This is a genomic window from Myxococcales bacterium (assembly GCA_016720545.1).
In the GTDB taxonomy this organism is placed as follows: Bacteria; Myxococcota_A; Polyangia; order Polyangiales; family Polyangiaceae; genus JAAFHV01.
This window is the reverse complement of the sequence record JADKKK010000035.1, coordinates 23,402-48,063: the sequence shown is the minus strand read 5'-3', so window position 1 is coordinate 48,063 and position 24,662 is coordinate 23,402. Positions and strand designations below refer to the sequence as shown.

Here is a 24,662-nt window from a genome sequence, read left to right as displayed (position 1 = left end):
GCGCACCGAGGAGGGATCATGGCGAACGGCAAAGACCTGTCGCGACGGGACGTGCTGATCGGAGGGCTCGCTTTGGCGGTCCCGCTGGCTGCCGCGTGCAGCTCTCCCGATCCGGTCGCGGGCGCCGACGCAGCCCCCGGACCCACGCCACCGACCACCGGAACGACGCCCCTGCCGCCACCTGACGCCGCGACGGCGGACGCGACGCCCCCGGACGCGACGCCCGCGGACGCGACGCCCCCGGACGCGGGCGACGCAAGCTCACCCGACGCGGGGACGCCCGTCGTGGGCGGCCCGGGCGTGGTCGTCGAGATCACGCACTGCGGCGCTGTGGCGGGGGCGGTGGTGCAGGCCGGGCCGGTCCGCGCCATCATGGCCCGCGGCATGACCGAGCTCACGGGGCGCGCGACCGAGGACGCCGCGTGGAAGGCGCTGTTCGCGCCCGGCGACGTCGTCGGCATCAAGGTGAGCCCGGTCGGGTACCCGAAGGTGTTCAGTCAGGTCGCGACCGTCGCGGAGATCGTGCGCGGCCTCGGCCTCGCGGGCGTCACGCCCGACAAGATCGTCGTGTTCGACCGCTACCGCGACTACCTCGACGCGTGCGGGTACGCGGCGGCGCTCCCCGCCGGGGTGCGCTTCGCGGCGGCGTCGCCCGCGTATGCGCTCGACCAGACCGGCACCGCCGGCTACGACACGGGCGTCTTCGTCGATCTGCCGCGGGTCTCCCCCGGCGACGACGCGGCGAACCCCGTCAAGCGACGCTCGCACCTGTGCGACGTCGTGAGCCGGGAGGTCACGAAGATCATCAACGTGCCCGCCCTGAAGGACCACGCGTCGGCCGGCATCACCTGCGCGCTGAAGAACATGACGTACGGCTGCGTGAACAACGTCTCCCGCACGCACTCCGCGCCCGACAACTGGACGAAGGACTTCGTCCCGGCGGTAGCGTCGATCCCCGCCCTCCGGTCGAAGGTGGTGCTCCACATCGCGGACGCGCTCATCGCGTGCTTCGAGGGTGGCCCCGCGCCCGACGGCGCGACCTTCCGTACGTTCGTCCACGCGTCGCTCTTCTTCGCGACCGACCCCGTCGCGCTCGACCGTGTCGGGTGGAAGCTGCTCGACGAGCAGCGCGCGAAGGTCGGGCTCCCCGCGCTCGCGAACACGGGCATCGCGCTCACGAACCCGGGCGGCGCCGAGGCGTACAACGAGCGGCAGCCGCAGCACGTGCTCACCGCGGGCGCGGCGGGCCTCGGGATCTCCGATCTCGCGCGCATCACCCACCGCAAGGTCCTGCTCAGCCCGGGCCCCTGCGGCCCCACATAGCATCGTCGCTTCGAGCACGAACGCGCCGTCGAGCGCCCGTGGTCACTCTTTCGGGGGTGGCCTCTTGGGTCCCGCCCGCGGTGCGCGTCCGGCCGCGGCGAGGGCCCCGCGGAGGACGAACTCGATCTGCCCGTTGAGGCTGCGCAGATCGTCGTTCGCCCACCGCTGGAGCGCCTCGAGCACCGCCGGGTCGACGCGGAGCAGGAACGCCTTCCGCTCGGCCACGTCAGGAGTAGAGGGTGCCGGTGTTCACGACCGGCTGTGTGGCTCGCTCGCCGCAGAGGACGACGAGCAAGTTGGACACCATCTGGGCTTTTCGCTCGTCGTCGAGCGAGACGACCTGCCGTTCGGCGAGCTTGGCCAGCGCCATCTCCACCATGCCCACCGCGCCCTCCACGATGAGCGCGCGCGCCGCGATGATCGCGCCGGCCTGCTGCCGCTGGAGCATCGCCTGCGCGATCTCCGGTGCGTACGCGAGGTGGCTGATGCGCGCCTCGACGATCTCGACGCCGGCCGTCACGAGGCGCGCGTCGAGCTCTCGCTTCAGCTCGACCGCGATGGTCTCGGTGTGGCTGCGGAGCGACGGCTTCCCGGCGTCGTGCGCGTCGTACGAGTAGCTCGTCGCGAGGTTGCGCACGGCCGACTCTGCCTGCACGGCGACGAAGGCCTGGTAGTCGTCGACCTGGAAGCATGCCTCCGCGGTGTCGATGACCTTCCAGGCGATGATGGCGGCGATCTCGATGGGGTTGCCGTCGAGGTCGTTCACCTTGAGCTTCGCGCTCTCGAAGCTGCGGAGACGCAGGGAGACCGCGCGCTTCGAGAAGAACGGATTCGCCCAGCGCAGGCCTGGCTCGCGGGCGGTGCCTACGTACCGCCCGAAGAGCTGGATTACGCGCCCCTCGTTCGGGTTCACCACGAAGAGACCCGAGAGCGCGACGATGCACGCGACCTCGACGAGCACGACCATCGCGCCGACGGCCTCCTGCCCGCGGATGGCGTTGACCGCGCCGAGCACCACCGGCAAGCCCAGCATGGTGCCGAGCAGCGCGGCGAGCATGGGCCCGCCGGGAGCGGTGTCGAGGATCTTCTCCTTGAAGGGCTGAGTTTTCATGCTTTCACAGTGATATCACTTTGAAAGCTCGTCAAGCCGTCGCGAGACCGATTTGCGCCACCGCTTCAGTCGCGCGCTTGCGCCGTCTCGGCGCGCCGCTCATGGGCGTGCGGGGCTCGGGAGACCGCTTTTGTTCAACCCTCTCAGGCGAGTCGGTACACTGCCGCTGCCATGCCTGCCGCTGCCATGCCTGCCGCTCCCCGCCCTCGCGTCGTGTCGCCTCGCCGTGGTCCAGGTCCAGGTCCAGCTCCGGGGCCCGGACGCGGTCGTCGCGCGCGCGCGCTCGCGCTCGCGGTCGTCGCGACGTCGCTCGTCTCCGGCGGGGTCGCCCGCGCCGACGAGGCCGACGACAGGCACGCGGAGGGCACCGCGCTCGGCAAGAAGGGCGAGTTCGAGGCCGCGCGCATCAAGCTGCTGCAGGCGGCCTCGGCGCGCCCTATGGCCAAGACGCTCCTCAACCTCTGTGTCGTCGAGCAGCAGATGAAGCTCGAGGACGAGGCCATCAAGCATTGCCGCGCGTTCTTGGCCGCGAAAGACGCGGATCCCGCGACGGCGCAGACGGTCCACGACGGCATCTTTCGAGAGCTCGAGCAGGTCACGGGGCGCGTCGTCATCGAGGCTCCGACGGGCGCTCGCGTCGAGGTCGACGGGCACCTGCTCGGCGTCGCGCCCTTTCCCGGCCCCGTGGACCTGAAGGTCGGGGAGCGCACCTTCTCGGCCGGCACCGTCTCGGTGAGCGTGGCCGTGCGCCCGGGTCAGGTCGCGACCGCCAAGCTCGTCGTCGACGAGCCGAGTCCCGCCCCGCCGCCCGTCGTCGGCCAACCCGCCTCGCCGCAACCCACCCCTCCACCCGCGGCGCCCGCCGAGCGTGGCAGCTGGCTCGTTCCGGGCGTGCTCGGCGGTCTGGGAGTCGTCGGGCTCGGTGTGGGCGGCGGCCTCGCGCTCGCGTCCAGCGGGAAAGCGTCGAACCTCGAAGCGGCGCGCGCCACTCGGGCGGGCACCTGCGGGCCGACGGGGGCCGAGTGCGCCGATCTGCAGAGCGTCTACGACTCGGGGAAGGGTCTCCGGACGGGCTCCTACATCGCGTACGGCGTCGGGGGCGCGGCTCTGCTCGGCGCGGTGGTGGTGGCGCTCGTGACGACGCCGTGGCGTGAGCGCCAGGCGGCCACGCGCTCGACGCCGACGCCGACGCCGACGCTGGTGCCCGTGTTCGGCGCCGCGCCGGGCGTCGCCCTCTTGGGGGCGTACTGATGACGCGCTCCGCTCGGGCCGCACTGGCCGTGGGGCTCGTCGCGATCGGGCTCGCCGCCTTCGGCGGCTGCGCTTCGTTCCCGTCGAGCTTCTGTGAATACGGCTTCTGCGCTGAAGCGGCCGACGCGGCGACCGACGTCGCGACCGTCCCCCCCGGCTGTGACACGCCCACCGAGCCCGCGAAGAACGCCGAGAAGTGCCTCGTCGACGGCTTCGGCGCGTTCGTGTCGCCCAGGGGCGACGACTCAGCGCCGGGCACGAGGGGCGCGCCGTTCAAGACCCTGGCGAAGGCGCTCGCCTCCGGCAAGCCGCGGATCGTGCTGTGCGAGGGCGAGTACACCGAGAGCGTCGAGCTCACGAGCCCCGTCGAGCTCTACGGCAAGGTGACCTGCACGTTCGATCGCGGCGGTGGCCCCACCAAGCTGAAGGGCACCAAGCCGGACTACGCGGTGCGCGTCCTCCGCGCGTCGAACGTGCGGCTCACCGACCTCGAGATTCAGGCCGCGCCTGGCGCGGTCGGCGCTCCGGGCAGCTTCGGCGTGGTCGTGGCGGACGCGAAGAGCGTGAACCTCGTGCGCCTCTCCATCGACGCGAAGGACGCAGCTCCCGGGGCCGATGGGGTGCTCGCGTCCTACACGTTTCCGGAGCCCGTGGCCGCCTCGGTCCCGGGCCGTGGGGAGAGCGGCGCCTGCCCCGGCGGCGCGAACAGCCAGGGCGGTCAGGGCGGCGCGAGCGCCGGGGCCGCCGGCGGCGACGGCCTCCCGAGACCAAGCGCGGGCACCAGCGGGAGCGCCGCGAGCGCTAACTGCGGGAGTCTCGCGCAGAGCGGCGGCGACGGCGCGCTCGGTCCGAACGGCGGCAGCGCGCTCAGCGTGGGCGAGGTCACGGCGGCGGGGTGGCAGGGCACGGCCGGTCGCCCAGGCTCCCCCGGCGCACCGGGTGGCGGCGGCGGTGGCGGCGGCTACACCACGGGCGACCCCACCCCGTCGGGCGGCGGCGGCGGCGCGGGCGGCTGCGGTGGCGCGGGCGGCGGCGGCGGCGGCGCGGGCGGCTCCAGCGCCGCGCTCGTGGTGTACGCGTCGGAGGTCACGCTCGACACGTGCGCCCTCAGGGCGGGCGCGCCCGGCGCGGGCGGCGCAGGGGCCACCGCCGCGCAGGAAGGCCAGCCCGGCAGCCCGGCCCTGACGACCGGCACCGCCTGTCTCGGCGCTTCCGGCGGGCGTGGCGGGACCGGGGGCCTCGGCGGAGGCGGCGCAGGGGGCGCCTCCGTGGGGGTCGCGTGGACCGGCACCGAGCCGCGCTTCGTTGGCACCACGACCGTCGTCAGGGCGCCCTCGAACGCGCCCGCGCTGGGCGGCGCGGGCGTCACGGGGGTCGGCGTCGCGGGCGTCAACGTCGACGTGCTCAAGGCGCCGTAGACACGCGGCTCCGCGGCCGCGCGGCGCCGTGACGTGTGGCTCGGACACGGCCGCTCGACTCGGAGCGCGCCCGGTCCCGAAGCCGGCGCCCCGACCGGTCCCGACCCCGGCGCGTGTGGCTGCGCGCGCCTCGCCAGGGCCCTCGCGCGTGGTACCCTCGCGCCTCATGGCCGCGACCACGACCCCCTCCACGCTCCGCGTCGATAACCCCTATACCCTTGAAGTTGCTTGCGAAGTCCCGCTCGCCGGGCCCGCCGAGGTCGACGCCGTGCTCGACGCTTCGCGGGCGGCCGCGCGCGACTTTCGCCGCGTCGCCGTGGGTGAGCGCGTTGCGCTCTGCGAGCGGGCCTGCGAGGCCATGCTCGCCGACAAGGAGGCCATCGCGCGAGACATCACACGGACCATGGGCAAGCCGCTCTCGCAGGCGCGCGGAGAGCTCGACGGCATGCTCGGTCGGGCGCGGCACATGATGGCGATCGCCGGCGAGTGCCTGGCCGACATCGAGCTCCCCGCCAAAGACAACTTCGTCCGCCGCATCCGCCGCGAGCCGCTCGGCGTGGTCTTCGACTTGCCGGCGTGGAACTATCCGCTGCTCACGGCGGTGAACGCGCTCTTCCCCGCGGTGCTCGCGGGCAACGCGGTCGTCGTGAAGCACTCGCCGCGCACGCCGCTCACGGGCCCGGCGTTCGCGCGAGCCTTCGCGAAGGCCGGCGCGCCCCTCGGGCTCGTGCAGTCCCTCGACTGCGATCACCCCACCAGCGAGCGCATCGTCGGCGACCCGCGGGTCGATCAGGTGCTCTTCACCGGCTCGGTGTTCGGCGGACATCGCATCCAGCGCGCGGCGAGCGAGCGCTTCCTTCACGTGGGCCTCGAGCTCGGCGGGAACGATCCGGCCTACGTCGCGGCCGACGTCGACGTCGCGAAGGTGGCCGAGCAGATCGTGGACGGCGCGATGTACAACGCCGGGCAGAGCTGCTGCGCCGTGGAGCGTGTGTACGTCCACGAGTCGGTCTACGACGCGTTCGTGGCGGCGTGCGAGCCGCTCGTGCGGGCCTACGTGCTCGGCGATCCCGAAGACGCCGCCACCTCCATGGGCCCGATCGCCCAGCCCTGGCACGTCGCCGAGCTCGAGGCGTTCGTGGCCGACGCGACGACCCGCGGCGCGGGGCTCATCGCCGGCGGAGTCGGGGTGCAAGTCGCTGGAAAGGGACGGTTTTTCCAGCCCGCGCTCCTCCGCGACGTACCCCACGACGCCGACCTCTTCCGGCGCGAGTCGTTCGGTCCGATCCTCCCCATCGCCAAGGTGGCCTCCGACGACGAGGCCCTCGCGCGCATGAACGACAGCGCGCTGGGGCTCACCGCGAGCGTGTGGACGACCGATCTCGCGCGCGCCGAGCGCCTCGCCAGCGAGCTGTCGTTCGGCACGGTGTACATGAACCGGTGCGACTCCCTCGATCCCGCCCTGCCGTGGAGCGGCACGAGAGACTCGGGGCGCGGCGCCACGTTGAGCGCCCTCGGGTTCGACGGCCTCACGCGGCCGAAGGCCCTGCACTTCCGCCTGGCGTTGTAGCCCTCGAGCATCGCCTGCGTTCAGGCGGCCCTCGGTCCGGGGCTCGAGCGTTCCGCTGTGAGCGGATCCCTACAAGAATCAAGGGCTTGCGCCATCGCCCCCATAGGCTAGAACCAGGGGCGTGCGAACCGCTTCCATGACCTGGGTCGGCGCGGCCCGCGCCGGTGCGCTCTTCCTGGCCGTGACCGCCGTCGGCGCCTGCGGCGACGCGGCGACCGACGAGGGCGAGCCGGCTCCCGGCGCGCCCACCGAAGGCGCATCCACCGGATCGATCCCAGGCATGCCGCCGGGCCTGCCCCCGGGCACCGGCACGCCCCCACCGGGCGGCACGGCCGTTCCGTCTCTCGACGGCGGCGGCTCCGACGCTTCCGTCGATCCCCCCGATCCTCCGGATCCGCCAGACCCCGACGCGGGCACCCCTCCGGTCGACTCGGGCAAGCCCCCTGTCGACGCGGGCCGGCCAGACACCGGCACGCCCCCCGTGGGCGGTCCCGGCCCCCGGCCGACGCGAAACTGCGCTTACAGCAAAGACGCGGACGGCTTCTTCCGCATGGTGACCCTGACCGGTGGCGTCGACTACTGGGTGCGCCTCCCGCCCACCTACGTCGCCACCACGCCCTACCCCATGGTGCTGGGCACCCACGGCTGTGGCGACAACGCCAAGAACTTCGCGACCTGGGCGATGGCTCCGTACGCGATCCGCGCGACCCAGGCGCACATCGCCGTGTCGGTCGGCGCGGGCCGCGACGGCCAGTGCTGGAACACCGCCGCCGACGAGGCGAAGGTGCTCGCCGTGCTCGACGACGTCCGCACCTGCTTCTACGTCCACCAGAAGAAGGTCACGATGGCGGGCTACTCGTCCGGCGGGCTCATGGCGTACACCACGGCCATGCGAAACGCGCGGAAGTTCGCGGGGCTGCTCATCGAGAACTCGAGCCTCCAGTCCACGTTCGGCGCCAACACCGACGCCACGCTCGCGGCCGCCGGCTGGAAGCTCAACGTCGCGATCACGGCCCGCACCTCGGACAACCAGTTCGCCATCGCGACCATCCGGGCCGACCGCACCAAGCTCCAGGGCGCAGGGTTCCCCGTGCAATTCCGAGAGCTTGCGGGCGGCCACGATGGCAACAGCGACGACTGGACCGGCTACCTCCTCCCGAAGATCTCGGGCTACACCGCGCCGTAGGCGAGGGAGAGCAACGCGAGCGCCGGGGGCGGCGCCTCACGCGGGGAGCACGACGCGGAAGAGAGCCCCCTGCGGGGCCCGCGTGAGCAGCTCGAGCGAGCCCCCATGCGCGGCTGTGATGCGTCGCGCGAGCGCGAGGCCGAGCCCGGTGCCGCCGGCGCGCCCGGTCACGAGCGCGTCGAAGATGCGCGGGGCGATCGCCTCGTTCACGCCGGGGCCGTCGTCTTCGACCTCGACCACGAGAGCTTCCCCGTCTCGGCGCGCTCGCGTGACGATCGTAGGGGGACGCGCGCTGACGGCGATGGCGTTGTCGAACAGCGCACCGAGCACGCGCGCGAACAGCCGCGGGTGGAGCGAGAAGCGCGCGTCTGCCGGGAGCTCGTCGACGAACGTCGCGGCCGCCGGCGCGAGGTGTTCGCGCGCCGCGAGGATGGGCACGTGGAGGTCGACCACCTCCCGCGGGGCACGGTCGCCACGGACGAGCTCGAGCATGTCGTCGATGAGACGCTGAGCGTCGGCCGCGGTGCGCGCGATCCGCGCGAGCTGGGCGGGGGCGCGCTCCGGCGCGTTCTGGCCGACGTACGCGCTCGCCGTGATGACCTGGAGCGAGTTGCGCAGCTCGTGGGCGATCTCCCCCGCAATCTCGCCAAGGAGCGTGAGTCGATCGCCGGTCTCCATCGGGCCTCCGTGGGCGAGCGTGGGTCAGGACCCGCTGATGTGCAAGCCTCGCGCGCGGCCGCCCGCGCCGTGCGCACGACGAAGCGGGCTTTTTTCTTGGCCATGCGCACGTTACGACGTTCTTCTTTCGGGAAAAGTCGGTATCCTCGGGGCCATCCCGCCCACACGGGAACGCGAGAGATGGCCGATCAGCCCGAGTCGAAGATCGCCGACGGAGCCCTGCTCCTCGGAAAGTACCGCGTCATTCGCGAGGTGGGTCGCGGAGGCATGGCGGCCGTCTACGAGGCCGAGCAGCTCTCGCTCGGCAAGAAGGTCGCGCTGAAGGTGCTCGCGGCCGAGCTCGCCGCGTCGAACGTCGTGATCGAGCGCTTCTTCCGCGAGGCGCGCGCGGCGGCGAGCGTGCGCAGCCCGCACATCGTCGACGTCTACGACTCGGGCCGCCTGGAGGATGGCCGCCCGTTCATCGCGATGGAGATGCTCGACGGCGAGTCGCTCTACGACCGCATGGCGCGCGTGCGCATCATCGACATCGACACCACGCTCCGGGTCATCGTGCACTGCGCGAAGGGGCTCGCGAAGGCGCACGCCGCGGGCATCGTCCACCGCGATCTCAAGCCGGAGAACATCTTCCTCACGACCGACGAGAACGGCGAAGAGCTCGTGAAGCTCCTCGACTTCGGGCTCGCCAAGTTCTACGCGCCGGTGAACCCAGACGAGAAGACCAAGCGCCTCACGCGCGAGGGCGCAGTGTTCGGTACACCGGCGTACATGTCGCCGGAGCAGGTCAAGGGGCAGGGCACCGTCGATCATCGCTCCGACCTCTGGGCGCTCGGCTGCATGGCGTACGAGTGCCTGCTCGGGCGCCCGGTGTGGAACATGGACCAGGGCGTCGCGATGACCTTCGCGGCGATCGCCACCGGGCCCATCCCCACGCCCTCGCGCATCCGCACGGATCTGCCGCTCGCGTTCGACGAGTGGTTCAAGTGCTGCCTCGCCCGGGATCCGGCCGACCGGTACCAGTCGGCCAAGGAGCTCTCCGACGCGCTCGTGCTCGTCTTCGGCGACACGCCGTCGATTCCACGCATGTCGGCCGGGGCGCTCCCCACGTTCGCCCGCGCCGACGGTCCGCCTTCGTCCGGGCCGCACGTCAGCGCGCTGCCGCTCGACCCCTTGCGTGATGTCTCGTCGCAGGACCCCTCCCAGCCGCAGACGCCGCCCGCCCCCACCACGGCGTCGCTCACCACGCCGCCTGCGGCTCGCTCCAGGGGCTCGTCCGCCGTCCGCATGGCCACCTCGGGCGCGCTCGTCGTCGCCTCCGTCTCGCTCGCCGCCTTCGTGTGGGCGCGCTACCTGAAGCCTCAGGTCATCGTCCAGACCGTGGCCTCCACCGCCACCGTGGCGCCGTCGGCCCCGCCCGACGCCGGCGCGCCACCGGCCCCCGACCAGCCGAGCTGGGCGTTTTACATCCACGACGCCCAGAAGCTCCTCGCGGAGCGCGACTTCCCCGAGGCGCAGAAGAAGTTCAAGGAGGCGCTCGACCGCACCACCAGCGTGCCGGCGACCCGTGCGTTCGTCGAGCAGACGCGGGTCGCGCCCACCGGGCCCTGCGCGCTCACGGGCCTCGGCCGACCGCGCACCGGCCTCGGCGGCAACGAGGGGCGCCCCACCGTGGCGGGCGCAGGCAAGGGCGCCGTCGTCGCGTGGACCGACGACCACGAGCAGGCCGGGCGCGAGCACGTGTACTCGGTCATCGTGGACGCGTCGGGTCGGAGCACCTCGACCGTACGCGACCTGACCCCCGAGGCCGCGAGCGTCATGCGCCCGTCGCTCCTGCCGGCGGAAGACAAGTTCGTGCTCCTCTACTGGGATCAAAGGGGGCGCGAGGCGGGCGTACGAGTCCGCACCCTGGACCGCGACGCCAGCATCGCCGGGGGCAGCGTGCTCGTCGGTTCGCCACGCCCGGGCCTCTTCTGGCCTGCGATCACGCGTATCCCTACCGGCGGGTACTTCGTCGTCTGGCAGGACGATCGCGACAAGGAAGGCGAAGACCTCTTCGTCCGCCGCCTCACGCCCGAGCTCGAGACCTCGAGCCCCGAGCTGCGCCTCACCGACTACGTGCCGCCCGTGAAGGGCCGACCGGGGCCTGCGGTCCGTTACCCCGCGCTCGCGGTCGGCGCCAACGCCCTCCTCGTCGCCTACCGCCTCGATCGCGAGGGCAAACACCTGATCTACCGAATGCGCCTTCCGCTCGACGGCCCAGAGCTCGTGAAGGGGCTCGAAGACCTGCCCGCGGAGAAAGCGCCCAAGCGCGTCGATCGCGAGCTCGGCGCGCCGCACCTCGTGAACGAGGACCGCGCTTCGGCCGACGTGCCCACCGCCGCCTGCGGGAGCGAGGGGTGCTTCGTGGCGTGGCACGGCGAGACGACGGGGGCGTCGCTCGCGCGCCTCGACGTCGAAAAGGGCTCGCTCATCTGGCGAAAGCAGTTCGCGCCGAAGGGGGGCCGCCCCACGCTCCTCTCCACGAAGCAGGGCGAGGTCTATCTGGTCTACTTCGAGGGCGGGCGGGTCCGCCTCGCGGCCGTGAGCCGCGACGGCCTCGGCCCCGTGACCGCGTTCGGCCACATCAGCGGCGACCACCCGCACCCCTCGGTGGCGCAGGGCTCTCAGAAGGGCGAGCTGTGGGTCGCGTGGGAAGACTCGGAGCCCGGGGCCGCAGGCGCGATGGTGAAAGAGGCCTATGTCGCGCGGCTCTCGTGCCCCTGACGGCCGCGCGCCCCCCCCGTCGCCCGCGCTCTCCAGCCCGCCAGGTTCGCCAGGTTCGCCAGGTCACGACGGGGCGGCCTTGAGCGCGCCTCCGCCGGCCCCGCGGCCGTCGCCTCCATCGCTGACATCGTCCCCATCGCCGGCGTCGCCCCCGTCGCCCCCATCGCCGGTGCCGTCGCGCCTCCGCGTCGTCGCGGAGGCCCTCGCCGTCACCGCGGTGACGACCGGCGCGGTCACTGCCGCGGCGCGCTTCGTCCCCGAGCGCTTCGTGGCCACGGTGGTGGGCTTCCTCTTCCTCGCGGCGACATGGCTGTTCGCGTGGCGGCGCGATGACGCGTTCGTCGAGGCCTCCGGGCTCTCGCTCGGCGGCCTGGTGCTGCCGGGTCCGCTGCCGGCGCGGCGCGTCGCGACGAGCCTCGTCTCGGCCGCGCTGTGGGCGTCGCTCACGGCCTTGGTGGTCTTCGTCCCGTTCTACTTCGGGTGGCGGCGCTACTGGCACGCCCAGGTCACCGGATCGTTCCAGTTCGGCTTCTCGCGAGCGGGGTTCGCGAACGAGGCCTTTGGGCAGCTCGTGATCATCGCGCTCCCCGAAGAGGCATTTTACCGTGGCTATTTGCAGTCCCGCCTCGACAGCGCCCTCGGGCCGCGTATTCGCATCCTCGGGGCGGAGGTCGGCGCTGGCGTGCTCGTCACGAGCGCGCTCTTCGCGCTCGGGCACCTCGCCACCGTCCACTCGCCCGCGCGGCTCGCCGTGTTCTTCCCCTCGCTCCTCTTCGGGTGGCTCCGCGCGCGCACGCGCGGCGTCGGCGCCTCGTGCCTGTTTCACGCGATGTGCAACGTGTTCTCCGAGGTGCTCGGGAAGGGCTACGGCCTCTACTGAGGGGCCCTGGCGCGGCGTTCTGGTAAGAGATCCGTCATGCCGCGCGCCGCGCTCTTCGACCTCGACCGCACGCTCGTGCGCAAGGAGACCGCCAGCCTCTACGTCAAGTATCAGCGCGAGCTGGGCGAGGCCACGGTGAGGGACGCCCTCCAGGTGTTCTACTGGGTGCTCCAGTACACGGCCGGGGTCATCGACGCCCCCGAGGTCGCCGCGCGCGCCCTGCTGCGGCTCCGCGGCACCCCGGAGACCGTGCTCGCGTCGCGCTGCGACGACTGGTACCGCTCGCACGTCGAGCGGCACGTCTGCGACGAGGCCCGCCGCGCCGTCGAGCTGCACCGCGCGAAGGGCGACGTGCTCGCCGTGGTCACCGGCGCCTCGCTCTATGCCACGCGACCCGTCGCGCGGGCCCTCGGCATCCCCCACCTCGTGACGAGCGAGCTCGAGGTGGACGGCGACGGGCGCTTCACCGGTCGCTTCGTGCCGCCCCTCTGCTACGCCGAGGGCAAAATCACGCGCATCCGAAGCCTCTCGAAGGCGCAGGGCTTCTCGCTGTCGGAGGCCACGTTCTACAGCGACTCGTACACCGACCTGCCCCTCCTCGAGCGGGTGGCGGAGCCCGTGTGCGTGAACCCCGACTTCCGCCTCCGCCGGGTCGCCCGCGCCCGCGGCTGGCGCGTCGAGCGGTGGTGAGCGCGCCGGACGGAGCCCGCGTCTCGCGCGTCTCGCGCCGCCCGCGAGCCCATGGCCTCGCGGGTGCGGCGGCGTCCGCGCCGGGGTGAGCGCGGTCGCCGACGGTGCTATGGAGTGCGCATGCTCTCTTTCCCCGCTCTCCTCGTCGATCCGCTCATCGACCGCGCCCTCGCCGAAGACCTCTCCGGGGGCGACGTCACCACCGACGCCTGCATCGAGCCGGGTGCGCGCGCCGTCGCGCACGCCGTCGCGCGGGGCGTGGTGATCGCCTGCGGCGCGCAGGTCGCCGCGAGGGTGTTCTCGCGCGTGGACGACTCGCTCGACTTCGCGATCCACGCGCCCGACGGCGCGCTGCTCGGCGCGGGGGCGAAGCTGTGGACCGTGCGGGGCTCCGCGCGCTCGATCCTCATGGCCGAGCGCACGGCCTTGAACCTCGTGCAGCGCATGATCGGCACCGCCACGATCACCCACCAGTACGTGCGGGCCCTCACCCCCGGGGCGAGGACGCGCATCACCGACACGCGCAAGACGACGCCCGGGCTCCGCGTGCTCGAGCGCCACGCCGTGCGCGCCGGCGGCGGGAAGAACCACCGCGACGATCTCGGCTCGGCGATCCTCATCAAGGACAACCACGTCATCGCCGCGGGCGGCGTGGGCAACGCGATCGCCCGCGCGCGCGCTTACGCCTCGCACACATGCAAGATCGAGTGCGAGGTCGACGGGCTCGTGCAGCTCTCGGAGGCCCTCGAGGCGGGCGTGGACATCGTGCTCCTCGACAACATGAACAACGACCTCTGCGCGGAGGCGGTGGCGCGGGTGCGCGCTGTCGCCCCGAGCGTGCTCGTCGAGGTCTCGGGCGGCATCACGCTCTCGCGGGTGGCGGCGCTGTCGGCCTTGGGGGTCGACGCGATCAGCGTCGGGGCGCTCACGCACTCGGCGCCCGCCGCCGACGTGGGCCTCGACTTCGAGCCGTCGTGAACGCGCGCGACGGCCTCGTGCGCTCGCCGCTCGCGCGCCCTGGCGCTTCGCCGCGCGCCCCCGATCTTCGCGACGTCGAGGCCCTCGTGCGGGAGCGCGGCCTGTCGCTCGGCCTCCCCCTGCACGTCGAGGCCGAGGCGGGCTCCACGAACGACCTCGCGAAGAGCGCGGCCCGCGACGGGGCGCCCCACGGCTCGGTGTGGCTCGCCGAGTCGCAGACGGCCGGGCGTGGTCGGCAGGGGCGCGTGTGGAGCTCTCCGCGTGGCGAAAACCTGTTGTTTTCCGTGCTTTTACGGCCAGGCGGCGCCATGCCTCTGGCGCGCCTCCCCGAGCTGTCCTTGGTGGTCGGGCTCGCCGTCCGCGACGCGGCCGCCAAGGCCGTGGGGGACGCCGCCGGCCGGCTCCGGGTGAAGTGGCCCAACGACGTGGTCGCGCTCGAGGGCGACGCGCTCGCTGGGGCGACGGACGGCGCCCGCCCCCGGTGGCGGAAGCTCGCCGGCGTGTTGCTCGAGTCCCAGATCACGGGCTCGGGCGCGCGCGCGAAGGTCGACGCGCTCATCGTGGGCGTGGGCCTCAACGTGCACACGCGCAGCTTCCCGGGCGAGCTCGGGAGCACGGCCACGAGCCTCGCGCTCCTTCGCGCCGCCGGCGCGCCGGCCGAGGAGCTCTCGCGCGCCGCCGTGCTCGTCGACGTGCTCGAGGGGCTCCACCGCGACGTCGCCTTCGTGGCGGAGCGGGGCCTCGGGCTGGTGCACGCGCGGCTCACCGCGGCGGACGCCCTGCGCGGCCAGCGCGTCCTCGCCGAAGGCCCAACCGCCTACCCCTACCCAAGCGCCTGCCCAACCTGGGAGGGGACCTGCGAGGGCATCGACCTCGAGGGCAAGCTCCTCGTGCGCGGCGACGACGGCGTGCTCCGGAGGGTGTCGTCGGGCGAGGTGCACCTCGGGTCGAGCGGCTCGCGCTGATCTCGCGGGGGCTCGAGCGGAGACGCGCGCGGGCGCGCCGGCGAGGAGACGCCCGGGCTTGCCACGGCAGGTGGGCCCGTCTACCCAAGAGAGACCGTGCCCGCCCCCTCTGGCCTCCCCCCGCGCCCGCCGCGCACCGCCGACGATCGTTTCCTGAACTGGGCCGGCACGGTGAGCACGAGGCCCTCGTCGTGGCGTGAGCCCACGTCGGAGGACGAGGTCGCGGGGCTCGTCGCCGAGGCCCGCGAGCGGGGAGGGCGGCTCCGCGTCGTCGGCGCGGGCCACTCGTGGTCGGAGGTCGCCGCCCCCAACGACGTGGCCGTGTCGCTCGATCGCCTCGCGGGCCTCGTGTCGCTGGACCCCGAGCGTGGGCTCGCCACCGTGCGCGCCGGCACGCGCCTCCGCGACCTCAACGCGGCCCTCGCCGCGCGCGGCTACGCGCTCCCCATCGTCGGCTCAATCGCGGCCCAGTCGCTCGCGGGCGCGACCGCCACGGGCACACACGGCTCGAGCCTCGTGCACGGCAACCTCGCGAGCCTCGTGCGGGCCATGAAGCTCGTCGACGGGCGCGGCGAGCTCACGACGCTCGCCGAGCCCGATCCGCGCCTCTTGGGCGCTCGCGTGAGCCTCGGCGCGCTCGGCGTGGTCACCGAGCTCACCGTGCGCGTCGAGCCTGCGTTCCAGCTCCTCTGCACCGTCGAGCGCGTGCCCGTGTCGGCCGCCGTGCGCGGTCTCGAGGCCATCGCGCGCAGCGCCGAGTACGTGAAGGTCTGGTGGCTCCCCCACGCCCGCCACGCGTACGTCTACCGCTACGAGCGCACGCGCCTGCCCTCTTCGCCGTGGCCGGCGCGGGTCCGCTGGGTCGAGGATCACCTCGTCCACGCCCACGTGTTCCCCGCGGTCGTCGCCCTCGAGGGCCGCGCGCCGCGGCTCGTGCCGGCGGTGAACTGGCTCGTGGGGCCCACGCTCACGCACGGCCCGCGCGTCGCGCCGAGCGCGCTGGCGCTCTCGACGCCCATGCCCTTCGTGCACCGCGAGACCGAGGCCGCCGTGCCCCTCGCGCGCGCGAGCGAAGCGTTCGAGCGCCTCGTCCCGCTGCTGCTCGGCCGCGCGCATCACGTGAACATGCCCGTCGAGCTGCGCTTCGTGCCTGCCGACGACGCGTGGCTCAGCCCCGCCCACGGCGCCGACACGTGCCAGGTTGGCGTATATGCGGGAGGGGTCCCCGGCATCGACGAGACGTTCGCCGCGTTCTGGCGCGTCATGCGCGAGCTGCCGGCGCGTCCCCACTGGGGCAAGGAGCTGGCGCGTGTCGGCCACGACGCGGAGGAGCTCGCGCCGCTCTACCCGCGCCTCGCGGAGCTCCAGGCGCTCCGGGCCGAGCTCGATCCGGACCGCGTGTTCGAGAGCCCGTTCCTACAGCGCGTGCTCCCGCCCTGAATCACCGAGCGAGCGAGCGAGCGCCGTGCCTCGAGCTTCGCTCACGGGTTCCGCGCGCGGCAGTCGGCGTCGTTGTTGTCGGCCGCGCCGCACGCGTCCGAGACCTTCCCGGCGATCGTGACGCCGTCGGCGCCGCACAGGTCCTTCCGCGACTGAAGGCCCCAGAGGCACGCCATGACCTTCGCGCCGAGCTCGCCGCACTTGGCGTGGCGCGTGCGGTCGAGGCACACGGCCTGCGGCGACTGCGAGGGCGTGGGATCGTTGGGGCAGAGCTTCTTGTAGCCCGCGAACTTGGCGCAGTCGTAGAGGCCTGAGTCCACGGCGCTGGGCGACTCGGGCGACGTGGTCGTGATCCCGTCGCACGCCGTCAGCGTCGCGAGGCGCGCCGCGAGGGCGAGGGCGAGCCCGGCCGCAAACGAAGTGGAAGCGCTCGGGAGCATGCGCGAGCTGTAGCACGCCAACGGCCCCTCACGGCGAGAGGGTCAGGTGTGTAAATGTGGGTAAGTGGCTTACGAACGCCTTCACTGACCCCTTGGATCAGCGGCGAACCCGCCATGGGCACCGCTGGATCCGTGGTCGCGCGAACCACAGGCCGCGACGCTGCATTTTTCCAGGCTGCGAAGACCCGATGAAGCCCCGCGTGTCATGGCATGCAGGATGCACAAGACAGAGACATGTCGCTCCGTCGCCCCTTCGCCTGGACGCTCGCGGTGGTGGTCCCCACGGCGCTCGCTGCGATGGGCTGCTTCGCCGAGTCGGGCGACGCGGCCACTGGCTCCGAGATGGGGGAGGCGAGCGAGGCCCTCACGGCCGAGCAGCTCGAGTGCGAGGGCTACGACAGCACCTTCGCCGACAAGCTCGCGAAGGCCGGCCTGAAGCGCGACGGCCACAGCAGCCAGCACCGCTGCTACTCGTACGTGAAGGACCACATCGCCGCCGCGACCGGGCGCGCGGTCCCTCAGAGCCTCTACAGCACCACCTACGGCGCGAGCGCGTACCAGTTCTCCAACTGGGCCCGCAACAACCCGAACGACCTGGCCGCCCTCGGCTTCAAGGAGGTGGCCCTCGGCAAGGACGAGCGGCCGCCCAAGGGCTCCATCATCGTGTGGGCGCGCGGGCAGTGTGGCTACAGCGCGAAGCACGGCCACATCGAGGTCGTGGTCGACGATGGCGGGCGCGCTTGCAGCGATTTCTGCGGCAAGATCCCCACCGACTGCGGCGCGCCGACGGTCTTCATCCCGGTCACGGCGACGGCGCCCGACGCCGGGAGCGACGGCGGGACCGACGCCGGAGGCGCGCGCTGCAGCGCCAGGAGAGACGGCGGCGCCGACGCGGCGGACGCGCGGCCCGACGCGGCGGACGCGCGCGCCGACGCGGCGGACGCGCGCCCCGACGTGGTGCAGAAGGACAGCTGCGCCGGCAGGGCCGACGGCTGGTACTGCAGCGAGCTCGCCACCTACAGCGCCTACCAGTGCAAGGGCCAGCAGATCGCCCTCGGCTACCAGTGCGCGTCGGGGCAATCGTGCGCCTCGTCCGGACCGAGCCGCGCGGCCGTAATGCAGAACAACGTCCCGGCGTGCAACTGAGGTCGCCATGCTGAGCTCCACGTCCCGCACGTCTCGCCGCTCCACCGACCTCGGGCCCCTTGGGCTCGTCCTCGTCGCGTTCGCGCTCGCGCTCGCCGCGGGCTGCAAGAAGGAAGACGCGCCTCCCTCGCTCTCGTCGGGCGAGCTCGTCGCGCCGCAGCAGGCCACGACGCCCCAGCGCGCCCACGAGCCGGAAGAGGCCTGCGTGGTCGCCTGCGCGCCGGTCACCGGGACTAGCGACGAGCGCTTCACGGCGCTCGACGACTGCATGATGGACTCCTGCTACGGCGATCCGCCCATGGAGGATCCCACCGTGGCGGCCTGCGACGCGATCGGCCCGGGCAAGATCAGCTACGGCGTGGTCGCGCGCGATCGCTGCCTCGCGCGCTCGTGCTGCGCGAAGGCGCGTGACTGCGGCGGCGACCCCTCGTGCGCGGCGCGTCTCGCCTGCGTCATGCGCTGCAAGGCGCGCTGATCGCCCGCCGCGGGTCGTCTCGCCCGCCGCGTCGAAGGGGATCGAGCACCCGAGGCGATCACGGGCGGGAGCTGGTAGGAGTGAGGGGTGCCCAAGGAACAGCTGCCGTCGACGGCCCGCCGCTACTCCACGGAGCTCGGTCTTGGCGCGCTCGCGCTGATCCTCGCCGGCGGCCTGTGGCTGCGGCGAGGCGCGCGTCCGGCGCCCGCCCCCGACACGCTCCCAGCGTCGACGGTCGACGCGACCCCGGCGGCCTCCTCATCCGCGGCCGCGCCGAGCGAGGGGGGGGCGCGCGCGTGCTGCGACAAGCCCCCGCCGCGCTTCGGCGAGCGCGAGGGTGACGGCCCGCCCGGCATGGTGGCCATCCCCGCGGGCGAGCTGGCGATGGGCGACGTGGTCGGCGACGGGCTCGCCTGGGAGCGCCCCGTCCACCGCGTGCGACTCGATGCATTCTACATTGACATGGTCGAGGTCACGAACGCGCAGTTCGCGGCGTTCGTCGCCGCGACCGGCTACCGGACCACCGCCGAGAAGCCCGCGAAGCTCGTGGACATCATGCGACAGCTCCCCCCGGGCACACCGCCGCCGTCCCCGGAGAAGCTGCGCCCGTCGTCGCTCGTCTTCAAGAAGACCGCGGGGCCCGTCCCCCTCGGCCCGGGCGCCGACTGGTCGCGGTGGTGGGACTATGTGCAGGGCGCCGACTGGCGACACCCCTCCGGCCCGACCGACACGATCGAGGGGCGCGACTACCTCCCGGTGGTGCAGGTCTCGTGGGACGACGCGAGCGCTTACTGCGCCTGGGCGGGGCGCAGGCTCCCCACCGAAGCCGAGTGGGAGCGCGCGGCGCGCGGCGGGCTCGAGGGCACGAAGTACACGTGGGGCAGCGCCCCGTTCGCGCCGAAGGCCGCGCAGGCGAACATCTGGCAAGGCGCGTTCCCCTACGACAACACCCGCGAGGACGGCTTCGAGACCACCGCGCCGGTGGGCAGCTTCCCGGCGAACGGCTTCGGCCTGTACGACATGGCTGGCAACGTGTGGGAGTGGTGCTCCGATTGGTACCGAGGTGACAGCTACGCGACCGACGCGCGCAAAGGGGTCGTCGCCAACCCCGCGGGCCCCGCCGACAGCCTGGATCCCGACGAGCCTCACACGCCGAAGCGCGTCATTCGCGGCGGCTCGTTCCTCTGCAGCGACACCTACTGCGCCTCCTACCGACCGTCGGCCCGCATGAAGACGAGCCCCGACTCCGCCACGAACCACCAGGGCCTGCGCTGCGCCGTCTCGGTGGCCGCGTGGAAGAAGTCTGGGGCGCCTCGCGATGCCGGCCGCGACGCGAAGTAGCGGGCGCCGCTCACGGAGGCCCGGGCACGTTGACGCGCACCTGGTAGAGCCCCGTGCGCGCCGTGATGAAGAGCGTGCGGCGATCCACGTCGTGGGCGGTTATCCGGTCACGCCCGCGGGCGAGGCGGAGGTCGTCGCCTTCATGGCGGGCTTCCGCAAGGAGGACCCGTTCTTCTGGGTGTTCACCTCGGTGCTGCAGTTCCAGGTAGGCCTCCGCATCTCGCCGTTCTCGAAGGGCATCGCGGGCCAGATCGATCCGCGGAGCTACATGGCGCACCACCGCCGCGGGGCGCGGGTGAGCTGCGATCTGTCGCGCGACTGGGACTTCCGGGAGGACTTCGCGGTGCCCCTCGCCGACCTCCGCCGGCGCTTCGCGGTGCCGCCGCTCGACGAGCTCTACGCGCCGACGCGCTGACGGCGCTGCCGCCGCTCAGAAGTGCACGAGCAGGTGCACGCGGTGCGGGAAGAAGGAGAGCTGCGTGTCGAGGATCTCGGCGCGGAGACCGAGGCGGCGCACGATGCCTTGGAGCTCGGTGACGGGCAGCTCCAACGTGCGGAACGCGTTGCGGTATTTCATGTAGCGAATCTTGGCGAGCTGGAGGAATCCCGACACCAAGAGGCCGAGGTACCGCTCCCTGCGAGCGGCGCGCAGGCTGTCGCGGAAGTAGCGCACCGCGACCCCGGAGTCGGTGAGGATCTCCCCGATGAGGAGCCGGGCGCCGGGCGCGGCGATCGCCTTCACCGAGAGGATGAGGCGCTCCACCTCCTCGACGCTGCGGTAGTACTGCACGACGTTGTTGCAGAGCACGAGCGAGAAGCGACGTGGCGCGAGGAACGCGAGATCGGTGTAATCTGCACCTAGCTCGTGCAGCACCACGTTCGGGACGTCCACGAAGCGCGCGCGCGCCGCCTCCACGAAGGTGCGCGAGACCTCGGCGCAATGAACCTCGGCGACCCGTCGGCGCAAGAGGTCGGCGGTCACGCCCGGCCCGCTGCCCACGTCGAGGAGGATGTCGTCGGGCCGGTAGTCCAGGATAGCGTGCGACCGCTCCACGAACAGCTCGGCGTTGAGCCGCCAGCTCTCCTCGGTCTGAAACTCGTGGGCCACCGGGGCGCTCCAGAAGTCGCGCCAGTTGTCGATGGGGTGGGTCGAGGCGGCGGTGGGCAAGGAGAGACCTCCGCGCGGGAGCGTACCCGCCCGGCGGGGACCCGCCGCGCAAAATCGGCCCGAAGCGCGCGCGTCCGTCTCCCCTCTCCCCCTTTCCCTTTCCCCTTTTTCCCCGATCCGCCGGCGCCGGTCGCGCGTAGCGGCCCGATGGCGACCCAACCCCCCGGTTCTCTTGGGCTCCCGTTCGTCGGCGAGGCGCTCGCTTTCCTCGAAGACCCGTTCACGTTCCAGTCCTCCCGTACGCAGCAGCACGGCGAGGTGTGGAAGACCCGCATCCTCGGCTCGAACGTGGTCTTCTTCTCAGGCCCTCGCGCGCTCACGTTCTTCCTCGACCCGGCGAACTTCACCCGCGAGAAGGGCTCGCCGCCGCACCTGCAAGAGCTGCTCGGGCACGACGCCGTCCCGTTCATCGACGGCGACGTCCACCGCACGCGCAAGCGCCTCTTGCTCCAGGCGTTCACCAAGGGCGCGCTCGCCGGCTATGTGCCCGGTCTGCAAGCGCTGGTGGCTCGCGCGACCTCGGCGCTCGCGCTCGACGCCGAGACGCGCCTCAACCCGGTGCTCGAGCAGCTCGCGTTCGACGTGGCGAACCGCCTGTTCGCGGGCGCGCCGCCAGAGCTGTCCGACGCGGCCATGGCCGCCGAGTTCTCGCGCGTGGTTCAAGGCGCCTTCGCGCCGCCCATCAACCTGCCGTTCACGGTCTACGGGAAGGCGCTGAAAGCGCGTGACAAGCTGCGCGCCTACATCCACGAGGCCGTCAGCACCCGCGACGGTGCGGGCACCGCGCTCGCGGTCCTCAAGGCCGCGCGCGGGCCCGGGGGCGAGGCGCTCACCGACCGCGAGCTCGAGATGGAGCTGCTCCACTTCTTCTTCGCCGCGCACGCGGGCATCAGCGGCGCGCTCGCGTGGCTCGTCGTCGTGCTCGCCCAGCGCCCCGAGGTCACCGCGAAGGTGCGCGCCGAGGTCGACGCGCTCCCCGCCGAGCCCTCGTACGGCGACCTCATGGGCATGCGCTATCTCGCCGCGGTGTGCCGCGAGGTGCGGCGGGCTTACCCCATCGCGCCGAGCACGTTCTTTGGCGTGGCGCTCCGCGATCTCGAGCTCGACGGGCACGCCATCCCCAAGGGCTGGAAGGGCGTGGGCGCTCTGTGGCCCACGCTCCAGCACGCCAACACCTTCCGCGATCCGGCCGCGTTCGAGCCCGAGCGGCTCACGGACGACGCCGTGGGGAAGCTCCCCGAGAACGCCTACGTGCCGCAGGGCGGCGGCCCGCCGGAGGGGCACAGGTGCCCGGGGGAGTCGTTCGTCGACCTCGTGCTCCCGCTGTTCGTGGCGTCGCTGCTCCGCGGCCGCGATCTCACCCTGCCGGAGCAAGACCTGACCCCCGGGGCAGGGGGCGTGGGCCCGCTGCCCCTCGGAGGCCTCCGCGTGCGCTTCACGAAGCGCGGCTGACGATCGGCGTCGAGCGCGAAGCTGCGCCGAACCCACGAGCCGCGGTATGCTCGAGGAGTGGCGTTCGAGGGCGGATCGACGCCGTGCTCGGAGGGTTGTCGAAGAAGAGAGTTCCAAAATCGCTTGAGGTCGTGACGGAACTGGGCTGGAGGGGCGAAGGTCAGAAGATGAAGATGCACGGCTCGAACACCGCCCTGCTCGCGCTTGTCTCGTGGATCGTAGTGGGTTGTGGTTCGCTCCAGACAGGCGACGCCGCCCCGCCGCCCGTCGCGACCGTGCCTTCGTCTCCGACGAACGCGCTGCCTTCGTCACCCCCGCCCGGGCCGGAGTCGCCGTCGCTCACACCTTGCCCGACGGGCCCCCTCTGCTGGGCCAACGCCGACGTCACCAAGAATACGTTCGTGTCGTCGTGGGCAGTGGCTAGCCAGGACGTTTCGGCCGATGAGCAGGTCTGGGCCGTGACACGTCACGGAGAGATCGTGCTCTGGGACGGCGTGGGCCTCACGAAGCAGTTCCAGCTCGCTGGCACGTTCGACGACGCCCTCATTTGGGGCACCGGGCCCGACAACGTGTACGCGTTCTTCTGGCGCGCAGCCACCCAAGGCGCCCCCGCTCACACGACGGTCGTGCGCCTCCACGATGGCGGCTGGGACGTTCACCCGAGCGGCGGCGACTACCGCATCGGCGCGCTTCGGTGGGTCGACGAGCCGACCCTGGGGATCGCGGCGATCATCTCCCAGGCCGAGGACCCTTCGAGCGTAGCTCTCGTAAACGCCGACTTGTCGCCAGTGCAGCGGCTCCCGAGGCTACCGATCGTCGACGAGAGCGTCGACGCCTGCGCGGCGCGCGACCTGAGGACTGGCGCGCTGCATGCCTGGATTCTGACGAAGACGGGCCGAGTCTTCGCCTGGACGGCGGGCTCGTCCGCCTGGACGGAGGTGACCCCGTTCCCCGTCATTTCCGACGCAACCGAGCTCGCTCGAGGGACCGGGATCGCGCCGAATCACGGCTACTACACGCCCGGCTTGCGCGTCATTCGAGACGTCTTCAAGGCCACGGGGCATGTGCGCCGTGAAATTGCCACCTTGGGGGCCGGCGTGAGCGTCAAGACGATCGAACCCTGGGGCGCCAGAACGCTTCAGCCTGACGCCATTCTGCCGCACGGTCGCTCCGTGTCCTACGGCGTGTCTCCCGGCTCGCCTACGAATAATGACGCGCCGCTCGTCAACGCCGGGAAGTTCTGCAGCCAGTGGGGCTGGGGCTGCCTTGCTGATGCTCCCCCCGCCGTCGACTCCCTCGAGCCCGATGGGACATGGGCCTACACGGTCTTGCCGATGGGGGCTCTCCCCGTGGCGCTTGGCGCCTCGCGGTCCACGCGGCACGTGGTGGGGGAGGGCGGCGCGCTGTTCACTCGCCCACGCTACAGTGACCTCGCGGGGGGGCTCCAGAATGCCTGGACACGGCACGGAGATACCGGAGGGGGCGAGATCCGGGCGATCGACGCCGTCTCCGACGCCGACGTGTGGGTGCTCGAGGCCGTCTCCTGGCGCACCTCGGTGCGCCACTACGACGGGAGGGCCTGGTCGGAGCGTCTCCTTGCTCCGCCCAACGGATCGAGGATGATTGTCTCGAAGGAGGGCGTTTGGGTCGTCGAAGCGAACCCCCCAAACAGCAGGATGTGGCTGATGAAGGCGGGCAGGTGGACGAGCCATCCCGTCGATGGAACCGTCTTCTCGTTTGTCCGGGATCGGGCGAACGGCGATCTCTGGGCGTCCGCGACAGGGACATTGGATTCCTCCCGCCGCTACCGCTACCGCTGGGACGGCGCGACCTGGGCGCGAGTCGGCGACGAGCCCGCGACCTGGGACTCGGGCGCGATTTCGGTCGCGGGCGGGGTCGTTTGGTCCGGCGGAGTGAGCCTCGTGCGGTCGGAGGGCGGCCGCGCCGTCCTCATCGAGTGCCCGGCGTCGTCCCAGGGGTACTTCTCCTCCGTATACGCGGTCGCGGACGGGGCGTGGGCTGTCCGCAGCGAGCTCGGCGAGCGCCGCTTGCTTCGAATTTCGGGCACCACCTGCACGGACGTGACCCCCCCTTGGGGACCCGAGGTCGAGGTCCTGAACATCGACGGCGTTCGTGACTCCGTGTGGGTCACCGCCGTCCGACGGGGCACCCTAACCCGCAAAGAGGAGAACCTCCTCTTTCGGTGGGAGGGCCAGAAGCTCGAGGAGGCGAGGCTCGCGCTCGACCCGTCGTTCGTCGCGGCTTCCGTCTCGCCACTCGGGAACGTGTGGGTCGCCACGCGGCACGGGGGCGTCCTGCGCTCGGCCGTGCCCAAGGCCAATTAGACCTGCCGAAGCGCGGCTGAGCGCGGCTGAGCGCGCGCCGCG

Annotated in this window: 22 protein-coding genes; 17 read left to right on the top strand and 5 right to left on the bottom strand. The window is 72.5% G+C overall.

Translation table 11 applies throughout. The annotated features are described in order from the left end of the window. The first annotated feature begins 18 nt into the window (after positions 1–18). Positions 19–1,323, top strand: coding sequence for a DUF362 domain-containing protein (locus IPQ09_28845; protein MBL0198154.1), 1,305 nt, complete (start codon positions 19–21; stop codon positions 1,321–1,323). A gap of 42 nt (positions 1,324–1,365) precedes the next feature. Here the strand turns inward: IPQ09_28845 and IPQ09_28840 are convergent, their stop codons facing one another. Together IPQ09_28840 and IPQ09_28835 are read right to left on the bottom strand one after the other, a co-directional pair. Further along, positions 1,366–1,548 carry a hypothetical protein gene (locus IPQ09_28840; GenBank protein ID MBL0198153.1) on the bottom strand — a complete coding sequence of 61 codons (183 nt, stop codon included), beginning with the start codon at positions 1,546–1,548 and terminating at the stop codon, positions 1,366–1,368. 1 nt (position 1,549) lies between these two features. Further along, on the bottom strand, positions 1,550–2,434 hold the full coding sequence (locus IPQ09_28835; GenBank protein ID MBL0198152.1) for an SPFH domain-containing protein: 885 nt from the start codon (positions 2,432–2,434) through the stop codon (positions 1,550–1,552). Positions 2,435–2,605: 171 nt separating this feature from the next. Between IPQ09_28835 and IPQ09_28830 the strand changes: the two genes are divergently transcribed. The 4 genes from IPQ09_28830 (at position 2,606) to IPQ09_28815 (ending at position 7,859) form a co-directional block, all read left to right on the top strand. Continuing rightward, entirely contained in the window at positions 2,606–3,685 is a 1,080-nt protein-coding gene (locus IPQ09_28830) for a hypothetical protein (GenBank protein ID MBL0198151.1), read from the top strand. Further along, positions 3,685–5,103 carry a DUF1565 domain-containing protein gene (locus tag IPQ09_28825; GenBank protein MBL0198150.1) on the top strand — a complete coding sequence of 473 codons (1,419 nt, stop codon included), beginning with the start codon at positions 3,685–3,687 and terminating at the stop codon, positions 5,101–5,103. Before IPQ09_28830 ends, IPQ09_28825 begins: the two co-directional genes overlap by 1 nt. Before the next feature lie 166 nt (positions 5,104–5,269). After that, on the top strand, positions 5,270–6,673 hold the full coding sequence (locus IPQ09_28820; GenBank protein ID MBL0198149.1) for an aldehyde dehydrogenase family protein: 1,404 nt from the start codon (positions 5,270–5,272) through the stop codon (positions 6,671–6,673). A 121-nt stretch (positions 6,674–6,794) separates the two neighbouring features. Beyond that, on the top strand, positions 6,795–7,859 hold the full coding sequence (locus tag IPQ09_28815) for a hypothetical protein (GenBank protein ID MBL0198148.1): 1,065 nt from the start codon (positions 6,795–6,797) through the stop codon (positions 7,857–7,859). Positions 7,860–7,895: 36 nt separating this feature from the next. Here IPQ09_28815 and IPQ09_28810 read toward each other — a convergent pair whose 3' ends face one another. Next, positions 7,896–8,537 carry a HAMP domain-containing histidine kinase gene (locus tag IPQ09_28810; protein MBL0198147.1) on the bottom strand — a complete coding sequence of 214 codons (642 nt, stop codon included), beginning with the start codon at positions 8,535–8,537 and terminating at the stop codon, positions 7,896–7,898. Positions 8,538–8,717: 180 nt separating this feature from the next. Between IPQ09_28810 and IPQ09_28805 the strand changes: the two genes are divergently transcribed. The 6 genes from IPQ09_28805 to IPQ09_28780 all read left to right on the top strand — a co-directional run bounded on the left by IPQ09_28805 (position 8,718) and on the right by IPQ09_28780 (position 16,253). Continuing rightward, positions 8,718–11,300: a serine/threonine protein kinase gene (locus IPQ09_28805; GenBank protein MBL0198146.1), complete on the top strand. Its 2,583-nt coding sequence runs from the start codon at positions 8,718–8,720 to the stop codon at positions 11,298–11,300. A 169-nt stretch (positions 11,301–11,469) separates the two neighbouring features. Next, positions 11,470–12,180 (top strand): CPBP family intramembrane metalloprotease, encoded by a 711-nt coding sequence (locus IPQ09_28800; protein ID MBL0198145.1) that lies wholly within the window; start codon positions 11,470–11,472, stop codon positions 12,178–12,180. A gap of 36 nt (positions 12,181–12,216) precedes the next feature. Next, positions 12,217–12,870: an HAD family hydrolase gene (locus IPQ09_28795; protein ID MBL0198144.1), complete on the top strand. Its 654-nt coding sequence runs from the start codon at positions 12,217–12,219 to the stop codon at positions 12,868–12,870. A 120-nt stretch (positions 12,871–12,990) separates the two neighbouring features. Beyond that, positions 12,991–13,848 carry a carboxylating nicotinate-nucleotide diphosphorylase gene (gene nadC, locus IPQ09_28790; GenBank protein MBL0198143.1) on the top strand — a complete coding sequence of 286 codons (858 nt, stop codon included), beginning with the start codon at positions 12,991–12,993 and terminating at the stop codon, positions 13,846–13,848. Positions 13,849–13,865: 17 nt separating this feature from the next. Then, positions 13,866–14,813, top strand: coding sequence for a biotin--[acetyl-CoA-carboxylase] ligase (locus IPQ09_28785; protein MBL0198142.1), 948 nt, complete (start codon positions 13,866–13,868; stop codon positions 14,811–14,813). Positions 14,814–14,909: 96 nt separating this feature from the next. Then, positions 14,910–16,253, top strand: coding sequence for an FAD-binding protein (locus IPQ09_28780; protein ID MBL0198141.1), 1,344 nt, complete (start codon positions 14,910–14,912; stop codon positions 16,251–16,253). A gap of 41 nt (positions 16,254–16,294) precedes the next feature. On the opposite strand, the gene IPQ09_28775 is transcribed toward IPQ09_28780, so the two are convergent. Next, positions 16,295–16,693 (bottom strand): hypothetical protein, encoded by a 399-nt coding sequence (locus IPQ09_28775; GenBank protein MBL0198140.1) that lies wholly within the window; start codon positions 16,691–16,693, stop codon positions 16,295–16,297. Between the two features lie 234 nt (positions 16,694–16,927). On the opposite strand from IPQ09_28775, the gene IPQ09_28770 reads away from it, so the two are divergent. The 4 genes from IPQ09_28770 to IPQ09_28755 all read left to right on the top strand — a co-directional run bounded on the left by IPQ09_28770 (position 16,928) and on the right by IPQ09_28755 (position 20,070). Continuing rightward, the gene (locus tag IPQ09_28770; protein ID MBL0198139.1) at positions 16,928–17,839 is read left to right on the top strand and encodes a hypothetical protein; all 912 of its coding nucleotides are present in this window, start codon (positions 16,928–16,930) and stop codon (positions 17,837–17,839) included. 7 nt (positions 17,840–17,846) lie between these two features. Beyond that, positions 17,847–18,314: a hypothetical protein gene (locus IPQ09_28765; GenBank protein MBL0198138.1), complete on the top strand. Its 468-nt coding sequence runs from the start codon at positions 17,847–17,849 to the stop codon at positions 18,312–18,314. Between the two features lie 354 nt (positions 18,315–18,668). Further along, complete coding sequence (locus IPQ09_28760; protein MBL0198137.1) at positions 18,669–19,655, top strand: formylglycine-generating enzyme family protein; 987 nt, start codon at positions 18,669–18,671, stop codon at positions 19,653–19,655. A 91-nt stretch (positions 19,656–19,746) separates the two neighbouring features. Beyond that, positions 19,747–20,070, top strand: coding sequence for a hypothetical protein (locus IPQ09_28755; GenBank protein ID MBL0198136.1), 324 nt, complete (start codon positions 19,747–19,749; stop codon positions 20,068–20,070). A 15-nt stretch (positions 20,071–20,085) separates the two neighbouring features. Here the strand turns inward: IPQ09_28755 and IPQ09_28750 are convergent, their stop codons facing one another. Continuing rightward, positions 20,086–20,823 (bottom strand): class I SAM-dependent methyltransferase, encoded by a 738-nt coding sequence (locus tag IPQ09_28750; protein MBL0198135.1) that lies wholly within the window; start codon positions 20,821–20,823, stop codon positions 20,086–20,088. 147 nt (positions 20,824–20,970) lie between these two features. Here IPQ09_28750 and IPQ09_28745 point away from each other — a divergent pair, with 147 nt between their 5' ends. Then, positions 20,971–22,275 carry a cytochrome P450 gene (locus IPQ09_28745; GenBank protein MBL0198134.1) on the top strand — a complete coding sequence of 435 codons (1,305 nt, stop codon included), beginning with the start codon at positions 20,971–20,973 and terminating at the stop codon, positions 22,273–22,275. A 167-nt stretch (positions 22,276–22,442) separates the two neighbouring features. Next, positions 22,443–24,620 carry a hypothetical protein gene (locus IPQ09_28740; protein ID MBL0198133.1) on the top strand — a complete coding sequence of 726 codons (2,178 nt, stop codon included), beginning with the start codon at positions 22,443–22,445 and terminating at the stop codon, positions 24,618–24,620. Positions 24,621–24,662: the final 42 nt, after the last annotated feature.